Source organism: Duganella sp. LjRoot269, from assembly GCF_964254095.1.
GTDB classification, from domain to species: domain Bacteria; phylum Pseudomonadota; class Gammaproteobacteria; order Burkholderiales; family Burkholderiaceae_D; genus Rugamonas; species Rugamonas hordei.
This window is the reverse complement of record NZ_CAXUSL020000001.1, coordinates 3,828,077-3,840,783: the sequence shown is the minus strand read 5'-3', so window position 1 is coordinate 3,840,783 and position 12,707 is coordinate 3,828,077. Positions and strand designations below refer to the sequence as shown.

The window sequence follows — 12,707 nt, the reverse complement described above, 5'->3', positions numbered from 1 at the left end:
TGGAAATTATGTCTTCTTGGAATGAACTTTCAGCATCGCAGGTGCTGACGACCACCCAGCTGGCCGTGGGTTTCGCCGCGCCGATCGCCGACCAGGGCCTGATCGCGCTGGACGGCGAGGAATCGGCCGCCTTCCTGCACAACCAGCTGACCAACGATGTCGAACACCTGGGCACGGGCGAAGCGCGCCTGGCCGGGTATTGCTCGCCTAAAGGCCGCCTGCTGGCCTCTTTCCTGATGTGGCGTAGCGAGACCACCATCTTCCTGCAGCTGCCGCGCGAGATCCAGGCGCCGGTGCAGAAGCGGCTGGGCATGTTCGTGCTGCGCGCCAAGACCAAGCTCAGCGACGCCACCGAGGCGCCGGCCAACCAGGTCGTCATCGGCCTCGGCGGCGGCCTGGCCGAAGCGGTCCTGCAAAACTGGTTCGACACCCTGCCCGCGCAACCGTTCGCCAAGCTGGACCATCCGCTGGGCACGCTGATCCGCGTCGCCGACGCGTTTGGCGCGCCGCGCTACCAGTGGCTGATGTCTGCCGAGACCGCCCACACGGTGGCGCCGGTGCTGGCCGACAAGCTGGCCGTGGGCCGCACGGACGCCTGGCACCTGTCCGAAATCCACGCCGGTGTGCCGCAGATCACCAAGGCCACGCAGGAACAGTTCGTCCCGCAGATGATCAATTTCGAGCTGCTGGGCGGCGTCAATTTCAAGAAAGGCTGCTACCCGGGACAGGAAATCGTCGCCCGCAGCCAGTATCTGGGCAAGCTCAAGCGGCGCACCACCCTGGTGACCATCGCCGACGCGGCCGCCGCGGCCGGTGTTGAAGTGTTCGCCACGGCCGACCCCGAGCAGCCTTGCGGCATGATCGTCAACGCCGCGCCGAACGGCCACGGCGGCATCGACGCACTGGTCGAAATGAAGCTGGCCGCCATCGAAGCGGCCTCGGTCCGCCTCGGCTCGGCCGACGGCGCGCCGCTGATCTTCCTCGACATGCCATACCTGCTGGACCCGCTCGATCTCTAGCATGGATCTCTATATTTACTACCAGGTCAAGGATGCCGACGCGGCGCCCTTGCAGGCGGCGGTCGTCTCGATGCAGGCGGAGCTTGCCGCGCAGCATGGCGTGACCGGCCAGCTCAAGCGCCGTCCGGAAGCGAAGGACGGCATGCAGACGTGGATGGAAGTGTATGCCGCCACGCCTGACGGATTTGCGGCGGCGCTCGGCGCCGCGGCAGAACAAGCCGGCTTGTTCGCATGGATAGCCGGCGCGCGCCACACCGAAGTTTTTACGGATTTAGCCCCATGTGCCTGATCGTTTTTGCCTGGCGGGTCATACCGGGAGTACCGCTGGTGGCCGCGGCCAACCGCGACGAGTTTTACCAGCGCGCCACCGCGCCGGCCGGCGTGTGGCCGGAGCATCCGCAAATCTACGCCGGCCGCGACCTCAAGGCCGGCGGCAGCTGGATGGGCATCACCCAGCCGTCCGGCGACAACGGCCCGTCGCGCTTTGCCGCCATCACCAACATCCGCGCGCCGGCCGAGCACCGGGACGACGCGCCCTCGCGCGGGCACCTGGTGTCCGACTTCCTGGCCGGCAGCATGACGCCGCAGCAATACGTCGACGCGATCCGCCCCGGCGCCGGCGCCTACAATGGTTTCAACCTGGTGCTGGGCGACCGCGACACGCTGATCTGGTTCTCCAACCGCGGCGACAACGACCCGCGCAACGGCAAGCCGCTGGAACCGGGCGTGTACGGCCTGTCGAACGCGCTGCTGGACGCGCCATGGCCGAAGGTGCTGAAGACCAAGGCCCAGTTCGCCAGCCTGCTGTGCCTGGGCGCGCCGGACGACGCCTTCTTCGAAATGCTGGCCGACACCACGCCCGCCCCCGACCAGCGCCTGCCGGAAACCGGCGTGCCGCTGGACCTGGAGCGGACGCTGTCGGCGGTGCGCATCGAAAGCCCGAGCTACGGCACCCGTACCTCGACCGTGGTCAAGCTGTACACCAACGCCCCCGCCACCTTGCAGGAGATGCTGATCCACTAGCCAGCGGAAAGTCGTCATACCTCTGTCACAATCCCCAAGTACATTCAGTTACCAAATTTATATTGGAGCTGAATGGCATGAATACGATAGTCCAAGCCGCGCGCGTCAGCCCCGCTGACAGCAAGAGCACTCCCCTCACCGCCGCCATCTTCGTCGTGCTGCTGGTCGCCGGCCTGCTGTTCAGCGCCTACAGCCTGCGCGCCGACGTCACCGAGGCCGGCCCGGTCGCCACCAGCTGGCTGCCCTACATCCTGCTCGGCGTCGCCCTGCTGATCGCGCTTGGCTTCGAATTCGTCAACGGCTTCCACGACACCGCCAACGCCGTCGCCACCGTCATCTACACCAACTCGATGCCGGCCAACGTCGCCGTCGTGTGGTCCGGGTGCTTCAACTTCCTCGGCGTGCTGATGTCCAGCGGCGCGGTCGCCTTCGGCATCATCTCGCTGCTGCCGGTCGAGCTGATATTGCAGGTGGGTTCGAGCTCCGGCTTCGCCATGGTGTTCGCGCTGCTGATTGCCGCCATCATCTGGAACCTCGGCACCTGGGCGCTCGGCCTGCCTGCATCGTCGTCGCACACGATGATCGGCTCCATCCTCGGCGTCGGTATCGCCAACGCGCTGATGCACGGCCGCGACGGCACCAGCGGCGTCGATTGGGCGCAGGCGTCCAAGGTTGGCTACTCGCTGCTGCTGTCGCCGATGGTCGGTTTCGGCTGCGCCGCCTTGCTGCTGCTGGCCTTGCGCGCACTGGTCAAGAGCCGCGAGCTGTACGAAGCTCCGGTGGGCAACACCCCGCCGCCGTGGTACATCCGCGGCCTGCTGATCCTCACCTGTACCGGCGTCTCCTTCGCGCACGGCTCCAACGACGGCCAGAAGGGCATGGGCCTGATCATGCTGATCCTGGTCGGCACCGTGCCGATGGCCTATGCGCTGAACCGCGCCATGCCGGTCGACCAGGTGACGCAGTTCGTCGCCGTCACCCAGGTCACCCAGCAGTCGCTGCAAAAATACGTGGTGCCGAACGCGCTGGCGGCCGCCGAGCCACGCACCGTGCTGTCGACCTACATCCGCAGCAAGGAAATGACGCCGGCCGTGGTGCCTGCGCTGGCGGCGCTGACCGGCGAGATCGGCCAGGCCGTCAAGCTGCATGGCTCGCTGGCCAAGGTGCCGGCCGAAACCGTGGGCAACGTGCGCAACGACATGTACCTCGCCGCCGAAGCCATGCGCCTGCTCGACAAGTCCAAGGCCCTGCCCTTCGACCAGGATACCGCAGCCAACCTGAAGGCCTTCCGCAAGCAGCTGGACGACGCCACCAAGTTCATTCCGCTGTGGGTCAAGGTGGCCGTCGCCATCGCGCTGGGGCTGGGCACGATGGTCGGCTGGAAGCGCATCGTCGTCACCGTCGGCGAGAAGATCGGCAAGTCGCACCTGACCTACGCGCAGGGCGCATCGGCCGAACTGGTGGCCATGCTGACCATCGGCGCCGCCGACGTCTACGGCCTGCCGGTATCGACCACGCACGTGCTGTCGTCCGGCGTGGCCGGCACGATGGCGGCCAACCGCTCCGGCCTGCAATGGTCCACCGTCCGCAACCTGGCCATGGCCTGGGTGCTGACGTTGCCGGTGGCGATCCTGTTATCGGGATCGCTGTTCTGGCTGTTCTCCCATATTTTCTGAACCAAGGAATGACCATGCAATTGAATGAACAGGATTTGATGGAGCGCGTACAGCGCGAACTGACCGACAGCTACGACGAAGAGCTGGAAATGGAACTGGAAGACCGCGAGATCGACCCGGTCACGCGCGAAGTGGTGGTCACCGAGCGCAGCGCCGAAGCCAAGGAAGCGCGGCGCCAGTACTTCCGCGAGCTGTTCCGCCTGCAGGCGGAGCTGGTCAAGCTGCAGGACTGGGTGGTCCACACCGGCCACAAGGTGGTGATCCTGTTCGAGGGCCGCGACGCAGCAGGCAAAGGCGGCGTGATCAAGCGCATCGTGCAGCGCCTGAATCCGCGCGTCTGCCGCGTCGCCGCGCTGCCGGCGCCGAACAACCGCGAACGCACGCAGTGGTACTTCCAGCGTTACGTGTCGCACCTGCCGGCGGCAGGCGAAATCGTGTTGTTCGACCGCAGCTGGTACAACCGCGCCGGCGTCGAGCGGGTGATGGGCTTCTGCACCGACGACCAGTACGAGGAATTCTTCCAGACCGTGCCGGAGTTCGAGCGCATGTTGGCCCGCTCGGGCATCCAGCTGATCAAGTACTGGTTCTCGATCTCCGACGAAGAGCAGAACGCGCGTTTCCTGGGCCGCATCCACGATCCGCTGAAGCAGTGGAAACTGAGCCCGATGGACCTGGAATCGCGACGCCGCTGGGAGGAATACACCCGGGCCAAGGAGATCATGCTGGAGCGCACCCATATTCCGGAGGCGCCGTGGTGGGTGGTGCAAGGCGTCGACAAGAAGAAGGCGCGGCTGAACTGCATCCACCATTTGCTCGAACAGATGCCTTACGAGGAAGTCGAGCATCCGGTGATCCAGTTGCCCGAGCGCGAGTATCACGACGACTACGTGCGCCGTCCGGTGCCGACCGAGATCATCGTGCCCGAGGTGTACTGAGCGGGGCAAGTGTGCTAGAGTTGTTAGATCAGCCACGTTAGGAGATCGACATGCAACTCGGCGCATTTTCCATCAGCCTGGCGGTCAAGGACCTTGCCGCCTCGCGGGCTTTCTACGAAAAGCTGGGGTTCAAGGAGTTTGGCGGCAATGCGTCGCAGAACTGGCTGATCATGAAGAACGGCGACCACGTCGTCGGCCTTTTCCAGGGCATGTTCGAGAAGAATATGCTGACCTTCAATCCCGGCTGGGACCAGGACGCCAAGCCGCTCGATGGCTTTACCGACGTGCGCGAGATCCAGCGCCAGCTCAAGGAGCAAGGCGTCGCCCTCGCCTCCGAGGCTGACGAGACCACTACCGGCCCGGCCAGCATCATCGTCATCGATCCCGACGGCAATCCGGTGCTGATCGACCAACACCTATAGGCCGCCATGATCCTCGGACAAGTCACCCCCATCCTGCGCAGCTTCGACGAAGCGAAGACGCGCGAATTCTATGTGGACTTCCTCGGTTTCAAGGTCGATTGGGAGCACCGCTTCGAAGACAATCTCCCGCTTTACATGCAGGTCTCCAAAGGCGGCTGCGTGCTGCACCTCACCGAGCATTTCGGCGATTGCAGTCCCGGCGCCGCGCTGCGCATCCAGACCGACGGCCTGGCGGAGTACCATGCGGAGCTGAATGCCAAGCAGTTCAAACACGCCCGTCCGGGCATCGAGAATCCGCCCTGGGGCGGCAGCGAGATGTCGATCAAGGACCCATCCGGCAACCGCCTCACCTTCGTGCAGAACGGCGAGTAGCACTCGGCCTGCCGCCTGTGATGCGGAGCGGGGCGCACCTGCCCCGCTGAATCAATACGCCGTTTGCGTGTAGGGACGCGCGGCGGTGCCTTTGCCCCAATCCATATTCGGCTTGCCGGACATCGTGAATACCAGCTCTCCGCCCGCCGTGATCTGCTCATGGCGCAGGAAGGTCTGCGCCAGCGGCTTGCCGTTCAGGGTCACGCCGGCCACGTACACGTTCTCCGCGCTCAAGCCGACGGCGCGGATGGTGAAGGTCTTCCCGTTCGGCAGATTCATGACCGCCTTGTCCAGGAACGGCCGGCCGATCACGTACTCGTTGCTGCCCGGCGCCACAGGGTAGAAGCCCAGTGCCGTAAAGGCCAGCCATGCCGACATCTGCCCCAGGTCGTCGTTGCCCGACAAGCCGTCCGGCTTGGCGCTGTACTGCGACGCCACCACTTGCGTCAGACGCTTCTGCGTCTTCCACGGCGCGCCGGCATAGTTGTACAGGTAGGCCACGTGATGCGACGGCTCGTTGCCATGCGCGTAGTGGCCGATCAGGCCGGAGATATCCTCCATGTGCGCATACACCTTCTCGTCCACCTTGGCGTCGAACATCATGTCGATCTTGTTCTGCAGGCCGGCATCGCCGCCCAGCATCTTGATCAGGCCAGCGTTATCGTGCGGCATATACCAGGAATACTGCCATGCGCTGCCTTCGGTGTAGTCGCTGCCGAAGTTGGACAGCACAGGATCGAATGGCTCACGGAACGTGCCGTCCGATTTCTTCGCTCGCAGGAAGCCTGTCTTCACGTCGAACGAATTGCGATAGTTCTGCGCCCGCTTGTAGTAGCGCGCCGCGATATCCTTCTTGCCCATCTTCTCGGCCATGCGCGCGATGGTCCAGTCGTCGAACGCATACTCCACCGTCTTCGACGCCGCCTCCGGTTCAAGATCGATCGGCACATAGCCCAGCTTCATGTAGTACTGCAGGCCGCCATACGGACCATATTCGGCGCTGCTGGTCATGGCCTTCAGCGCCTCCTCCGCATCGAAGCCCTTCAGTCCCTTCATGTAGGCATCGGCGATGACCGGCACCGCGTGATAGCCGATCATGCACCACGTCTCCAGCCCGTGGAACTGCCATACCGGCAGGATGCCGTACGGGCTGGCTTTCTGCGACTCGATCAGCGAGCGCACGAAATCGACGTTGCGCTGTTCCGGCTGGATCAGCGTCAGCAGCGGATGCAGCGCGCGATAGGTGTCCCACAGCGAGAAGGTCGAATGGAAGCGGAAGCCCTGCGCCTGATGCACCTCGTTGTCCGGGCCGCGATAGCGTCCGTCGCGGTCCATGAACAGGCTCGGCGCCAGCATGCTGTGATACAGCGCCGTGTAGACCATCTTGCGCATGTCCGGCGCGGCTTCGATCGCCACCGCGCCCAGCGCCTCGTTCCACGCCGCCGATGCTTTCGCGCGCTCGGCGTCGAAGTCCCAGCCCGGCATCTCCGCCAGGTTGGCGATGGCGCCCTCCTCGCTGACGGCGGAAATCGCCACCTTCACTTCAAGCTGGCCATCCGGCGGCACGCCGAACTCCAGCGCGCCGACCAGCGCCTTGCCCTCCACCACGGCCTTGTCGCCAGGGCCGCTGCCCGGACCGGCGAAGCCCTTGTACTCGACATCGAGCTCCATGTTGCGCAATGCGCGCGAGGTCAGCGGATGCGAGAACGATATCGCGAAGTACAGCTGACGGCCGGCCGCCCAGCCGCGCGTTTCGCGCATGCCGGTGATCAGCGTGTTGTCGCGCACGCGCAGCCGCGACCACAGGTTCTTGGCCTTGTAGTCGTAGATGCTGCTGCGCAGGTCCAGTATCACCTTGGCCTCGGCGCCCTTGGCATACCGGTAGCGATGCAGGCCGACACGCTCGCTGGCGGTCAGCTCGACATCGACATCGTTGTCCATCAGCTTGACGGCGTAGTAGCCCGGCTCCGCATGCTCGTCCTGGTGCTTGAAGCGCGAACGGTAGCCGCTGAACGGACGCTCGGGATAGCCCGGCTCCAGCTTGGTCTCGCCGCTGTACGGCATCAGCAGCACGTCGCCCAGGTCGGAATGGCCGGTGCCGGAGAAGTGCGTGTGCGAGAAGCCGAGTATGCTGTCGTCCTCGTAGCGGTAGCCGGACGCCCATGGATAACTCTGGCGGAACGGCCGCACCTGCGTATCGGGACTCAGCTGGATCATGCCAAATGGCCGCGCCGCGCCGGGGAAGGTATGGCCGTCGCCGCCGGTGCCGATGAAAACATCGACCGCGGCGGCCGGTGTGGTCTGGCCGGTCGCGATCGACGGTAGTGCAAGGACCAGCGACAGCGCGGCGGCGGTTGAAAAGAGTTTAGTCGCGTTCATTCGGATTCCAGTACAGGGACGATCCGACTTTATAGCCCCGGACAGGGCACCGGTCAATCACTTCCCCGCCGCGATGGGCATTGTTTAGTAAATTCGCTAAACAATGCCCTCGTCTAGTCCTCCCGTGACCATAGCAGTGCGGCGCCGGCCTTCCCTGCTCCGCGCTGTATCAGCCCCTGCATGCGCAGCGTGGCGCGCGCCAGCGTCAGCGTGCTGTCGACCAGGAAGTAGCTGCTCGAGACCTCGTAGCTGACGCCCTCCAGCGTCTCCTTGTCGTTCAGCCGGAACGCGAAGTCGCTGGGTCCAGTGAAATAAGCCTGCCGGCGGCGGCCGATCAGCTCCCGCGCATCCTGCAGCGAAAAGTTGACCACCGTCGTCAGCACTTCCGGCGAAGCCGTGTTCACGTTGACCGGCGTCGCCTCCGGCAGCACGACGGCGAACTCCCGCAAGCGTTCCAGTGCCGCCGGACTGAAACCGGCGATGGTGCGCAGGTCGTCGAGCCGCTGGATATCCATGCCCTTCTGCGCGCCGGCGACGGCTTCCGCCACCCGGTAAGCCAGTCCGGTATCGAGCCGCAGCACCGCCAGCAGCCGCGAAAACGCCGTCACCTGGAACAGGTCGATCTTGCCGCCGGGCGCCAGGTTGCGCAGATTGAAGCGCGACTGCGCGTCGACGATGCGCTGCGCCAGCCGGCCACCGGAGCCCATCCCTCCCGGCCCGGCATCCTGCCCGAGGTAGCGGTCCAGCCGGTCCTCCAGCAGCGGCGCGGTCCAGGCGCCGTCCAGCGTGGTGACGTTGGCCTGCGCCGCCACGTCGAGCAGCGCGAGGCGCGCGGCATCCTGCGCCGCCCGCACTATCAGCTTGCCCTGCAGTTGCAGGCGCTGCCCCTCCATGCCGCGCACCAGTACCTGTTGCTGCCAGAAGATACCGGTGACCAGCGTGACGGACAGCGCCGTCAGCAGCAAGGCCGTCACCACGGCCACGCCGCGTTGACGTCCCCTCCGCCGCGCGGGCATTACTGCAGCGCCGTTACCGCGACCTTGGCATGGGTGCCGTCGGCCGACGAATCCTGCGAGTACGCGCCGATCTTGAAGTACAGGTCGATCGCGCTCCACGACGCCGTGTCGTAGGTATAGGACTTGGAAGTGCCGTTCACCGTTACCGTCACCGTCGATCCAGCCAGCTTGATGGTGTAGTCGATGTTGTCACCCAGCGCCAGGCCGCTCTTGATGAGGATCTGCTGCTCCGGATCGGCGAAGTGCTGCTTCACGCCCATCAGCACATCGCCATTGGTCCAGCGGATTTTCAGCAGCTCGGAACCGCCGGTCTGCTCGCCATGGATCTGGCCGATGATGATCTTGCCGGTGGCCGGCTGCTGCAGCACCTTCATCGATGCCGACAGCGTATGCGTGCCGCCCATGTTCCAGGTGGCGTTGCCGCGCATTTCGGAGCGCGGATACTCCGAATTGGCGGTCGAGCCGGCGCCGGAAGGCACGTAGAACGTCATCGCGCCGGTGGAGCCGTCGGTATAGAAATACGGATCGGTGTAGCTGCCGATCGGGCTGACCTGCTTGAGCTGCAGCGAGCCGTCCAGCGTCTGCAGCTTATAGCCGGACAGGTCGAAGTTCTGGCCTGGCGCCTTGGCGGTATCGAGGCCGGTGCAGCTGCCCGCGCCGTTGGTCCATATCTCCATCTCCGACAGGCTGACCCACTTGTTCACATCGCTGCCCGTGCTCTGCACCCGCACGTACTTGGCCGACTTGTCGCCGAAGGTGTAGGGTTTGAGCTGCGCCGTGGTGCCGCTGTTGGTGCCGTTGAATACATCGCTCCAGCTGTTGCCGTCGTTCGACGTCTTCAGCGACAGGCTGTATTTGCGCGTATCGCCGTTGTACCAGGCCAGGTTGGCGTAAGCGACCTTGTAGCAGCCGCCGAGGTTATATTGCAGCCACTGCGCGCCGGCGGTGGCGTCGGCCGACCAGCGCGTGGCCAGCGAACCGTCGTTGGCGTTGACCGGCAGGTTGGTGTCGCTGCCGCTGGCAGTGATGTTGGAATTGGCGATCGTCAGTTTGGTCTGTGCCGAAGCCGGGGCGAGCGCCGCCAGCAGCACAGCAGCGATCGCTGCCTGAGCTGAAATTTTTTGCATGTCGAGTGTCCCCTGTAGTTTATTTTCGGGTGAATTGCCAATTCATCATACTCAACACATAATTCAAGGTAAACGTTTTTCTAATATGTCGTTGTTTTAACGGAACCAACTAGTATCTTCAAAGTAAAACGTTTACTTATACCAAGGCCGCGTGATCTGCAGCGGACGCACATCGAGCCGTACATTGAGGATCGTATAGGCGTCGGTGGTGGCGGACGCATAACCGATGCTGTCGGCCGTGCGGGTGAATTTGAACTCGAACCCCAGTTCCTGGAACGGCTCGCCGGGGCCCGCGGTGGCGATGCCGATCGCCTCGGTCTGCACGTTGTCGATCAGCTTTTCCAGCATCACCAGCACCGTGTTATGGCCGAGGACATCGGTCGAATAGACCGGATCCTTCTCCTCCGGTTTGAGCGGATCCAGCAGCCCATCGGCCTTGTCCGCCGATGGCGTGTAGCGGCGCGTGGCCAGGTTATAGCGGTCGCCGTGATCGAGATAGCTGATGCGCGCATTCGACAGGTTGAATTCCTTGGCGCCGCTGGTCTTGGCTTGCGACAGGTCGAGCAACAGCGCGCCCTGGTAGCCGATCACCTCCACTTCGTGCTGCGGGCCGATGATCAGCGCCGAGTTCTCGTCGATCCCCAGCCCGAGCTTGTAGCCCTTCTTCAGCATCGCGGGCAGCATGCGCGCAAAGCGTCCGCGCGCCAGCAGGTGCTGGTCGACGAAGACGTCGTTGCCGATGAAGCCCAGTCCCGGCGCCAGTTCCACGCCATCGTTGACGCCCTGGCTCAGGGTGCCGAATACGGTCTTGGCGTTGTAGTACATGGTGGCGCTCATGATTGCGGCGCCGGCGCTACTGCCGGCGATCACGCCGCCGCGCCGGTACACATCCCATATCGCTTCCAGCGCCGCAGTGCGGCTGCCGTCCGCGCGCACCAGCGCCTGCGTGATCAGCGCCTGGTCGCCGCCGGCGAAATAGACGCCGCCGGCCTGGCGGATCGATGCGGCCAGCGCCGCGTCTTCCGCATCGCGGCGATAGTCATGATCCTTCAGGCGCACCGCCAGCGGCACCACGAACGCCGAGGCGCCGTAGTGGTTCAGGTATCCGGCCAGGTTGGCGCCGGAGAGCACGGGATTGGCCGCGGCGGCCGGGATGACGGCAATCCGCGCACCGGCGCCGCCGGCCAGCTTCACGACCCGCTGCCAGATTTCGGCGTTGTCGGCACGCAGCGCGCCGCCGACGATGACCAGTGAACCCTGAGGCGCCTGCTCCGCCGCCTGCGCGGCCGGCAGCATCGCGCAAAGCAAAGCACAGACCCGGATCACACGAAGAAGATAGCTCACGCCTTGCCCTTCCCCTTGCCGTTCTTGCCGGCCGTCGGGCCGTACAGGTAGGCGGATATCGCCTCCGTCAGTCGCGCGGCCTTCTCCACATTATCCTTGTTCGACACCATCAACGACACCGCCAGCGCTTCAATGATCGCCACGGCGGCCGTCGAGCTGCTCGGCAGGACCGGATGGGTGCTGTTCGCATACAGCACGTGCTGCGACATTTCCACCAGCGGCGAGGCCGGAGCATCGGTCAGCGCGATGACGCAAGCCTGGTGGTCGCGCGCATACTGCGCCAGGCGGACCACGTCGAGCGCATAACGCGGGAACGAGATCACCACCAGCACATCCTCCGCGCCGATAGTGGCCAGATGGCCCGCCGCGACCTCGGTGCCGCCCGCGGCCGCCACCTCCACCACATGATGGCAGAACGGCTGCAGATGCAGCGACAGCAGGCCCGCCAGATAATAAGACAATCCAAAACCCAGCACATACACGGTACGCGCCGCGCCCAGTTTTTGCACCACCTGGTCCATGTCCGCCTGCGACAAGGCGTTGCGGGCAGCGCCGATATTGGCCAGCGCGTACTCCACGCTCTCGCCGCCGGGCCACATCGAGCCCTCGCGGTTCTCTATCGAGTGGCGCAGTTTGTCGACCGGCTGCATTTCCGAATGCAGCGTCTCGGCCACGGCGCTGCGCATGGCGGCGTAATTGGCGAAACCGATATCGCGTGCGAAGCGGCTGATGGTCGCGGTGGACACCTGGCAGCCTTCGGCCATTTCATCGATCTTCAGCGCGGTCACCCGCATCGGGTTGCGCAACAGGTAATTCGCGATACTGCGATTCGATGCCGAGCCCTGGGCCAGGACTCCGGACAGCACATGGCCCAGCGACGACTGCGCAAACGCGACACCCGCCGACGACGATCGAACCGCAGGCGCCGAAACTGGTTTGCTGGTTTTCATGCAGTCCTCGATTTTCGAAAGAACGTAAGGATACTGATATTTCTGGAAATTTCGAGTCGTATTTACACTTATACACAGTTAGTTGACTTACAATACCAAAAAAAACCAACCAGGAGTCACAATGGTATCCAGCATTACCTCAGGAGGCGCGCGCAGCGCGGGTGTCGTCTCCGGCGCCCAGGCACAGATTAATGGCCTGCTGGGGAATATCAAGAAGTTGCGCAAACAGATCGCCGCGCTGCAGAAGCAGCTGATGGAAACCAGCGATCCCCAGGCGCGCCTGCAGCTGATCAAGGAGATCGAGGATCTGAACCGCACCGTGCAACTGCTGGAGCGGCAGATCGCGCAAATCGAGGAAAACGAACGGCGCAAGGCGGAGACGCACCGCCAGGCGCAAATGGATATGAAAAAGGAGGAGGAAGCGCGGCGGCAGCGATAGCTCGA

Annotated in this window: 13 protein-coding genes; 8 read left to right on the top strand and 5 right to left on the bottom strand. The window is 64.3% G+C overall.

The window, feature by feature from the left end:
- Positions 1 to 8: 8 nt before the first annotated feature.
- From ygfZ to ACSQ3S_RS17145, 7 genes are all read left to right on the top strand, one after another.
- Positions 9 to 1,019: a CAF17-like 4Fe-4S cluster assembly/insertion protein YgfZ gene (ygfZ, locus tag ACSQ3S_RS17175; RefSeq protein WP_413446139.1), complete on the top strand. Its 1,011-nt coding sequence runs from the start codon at positions 9 to 11 to the stop codon at positions 1,017 to 1,019.
- Position 1,020: 1 nt separating this feature from the next.
- Positions 1,021 to 1,308, top strand: a complete 288-nt coding sequence (locus ACSQ3S_RS17170; RefSeq protein WP_436143139.1) for a DUF4936 family protein — start codon at positions 1,021 to 1,023, stop codon at positions 1,306 to 1,308.
- Positions 1,299 to 2,042, top strand: coding sequence for an NRDE family protein (locus tag ACSQ3S_RS17165; RefSeq protein WP_436143138.1), 744 nt, complete (start codon positions 1,299 to 1,301; stop codon positions 2,040 to 2,042). The genes ACSQ3S_RS17170 and ACSQ3S_RS17165 overlap by 10 nt, the downstream gene beginning before the upstream one ends.
- A 77-nt stretch (positions 2,043 to 2,119) precedes the next feature.
- Positions 2,120 to 3,718, top strand: a complete 1,599-nt coding sequence (locus ACSQ3S_RS17160; RefSeq protein ID WP_436143137.1) for an inorganic phosphate transporter — start codon at positions 2,120 to 2,122, stop codon at positions 3,716 to 3,718.
- Positions 3,719 to 3,732: 14 nt separating this feature from the next.
- Positions 3,733 to 4,653, top strand: coding sequence for a polyphosphate kinase 2 (ppk2, locus tag ACSQ3S_RS17155; protein ID WP_413446141.1), 921 nt, complete (start codon positions 3,733 to 3,735; stop codon positions 4,651 to 4,653).
- 50 nt (positions 4,654 to 4,703) lie between these two features.
- Positions 4,704 to 5,075: a VOC family protein gene (locus tag ACSQ3S_RS17150; RefSeq protein ID WP_436143136.1), complete on the top strand. Its 372-nt coding sequence runs from the start codon at positions 4,704 to 4,706 to the stop codon at positions 5,073 to 5,075.
- A gap of 6 nt (positions 5,076 to 5,081) precedes the next feature.
- Positions 5,082 to 5,447 carry a glyoxalase superfamily protein gene (locus ACSQ3S_RS17145; protein WP_436143135.1) on the top strand — a complete coding sequence of 122 codons (366 nt, stop codon included), beginning with the start codon at positions 5,082 to 5,084 and terminating at the stop codon, positions 5,445 to 5,447.
- A gap of 51 nt (positions 5,448 to 5,498) precedes the next feature.
- Here ACSQ3S_RS17145 and ACSQ3S_RS17140 read toward each other — a convergent pair whose 3' ends face one another.
- The 5 genes from ACSQ3S_RS17140 to ACSQ3S_RS17120 all read right to left on the bottom strand — a co-directional run bounded on the left by ACSQ3S_RS17140 (position 5,499) and on the right by ACSQ3S_RS17120 (position 12,263).
- Entirely contained in the window at positions 5,499 to 7,826 is a 2,328-nt protein-coding gene (locus ACSQ3S_RS17140; RefSeq protein WP_436143134.1) for a GH92 family glycosyl hydrolase, read from the bottom strand.
- Positions 7,827 to 7,939: 113 nt separating this feature from the next.
- A complete protein-coding gene (gspK, locus tag ACSQ3S_RS17135; RefSeq protein WP_436143133.1) occupies positions 7,940 to 8,842 on the bottom strand; it encodes a type II secretion system minor pseudopilin GspK in 903 nt (300 codons plus the stop codon).
- Positions 8,842 to 9,969, bottom strand: a complete 1,128-nt coding sequence (locus tag ACSQ3S_RS17130; protein WP_436143132.1) for a polysaccharide lyase family 7 protein — start codon at positions 9,967 to 9,969, stop codon at positions 8,842 to 8,844. Before ACSQ3S_RS17130 ends, gspK begins: the two co-directional genes overlap by 1 nt.
- A 132-nt stretch (positions 9,970 to 10,101) precedes the next feature.
- Complete coding sequence (locus tag ACSQ3S_RS17125; protein WP_436145040.1) at positions 10,102 to 11,265, bottom strand: cyanophycinase; 1,164 nt, start codon at positions 11,263 to 11,265, stop codon at positions 10,102 to 10,104.
- 44 nt (positions 11,266 to 11,309) lie between these two features.
- The gene (locus ACSQ3S_RS17120; RefSeq protein ID WP_176650969.1) at positions 11,310 to 12,263 is read right to left on the bottom strand and encodes a MurR/RpiR family transcriptional regulator; all 954 of its coding nucleotides are present in this window, start codon (positions 12,261 to 12,263) and stop codon (positions 11,310 to 11,312) included.
- 121 nt (positions 12,264 to 12,384) lie between these two features.
- On the opposite strand from ACSQ3S_RS17120, the gene ACSQ3S_RS17115 reads away from it, so the two are divergent.
- Complete coding sequence (locus tag ACSQ3S_RS17115) at positions 12,385 to 12,702, top strand: FlxA-like family protein (protein ID WP_436143131.1); 318 nt, start codon at positions 12,385 to 12,387, stop codon at positions 12,700 to 12,702.
- The last annotated feature ends 5 nt before the right edge of the window (positions 12,703 to 12,707 follow it).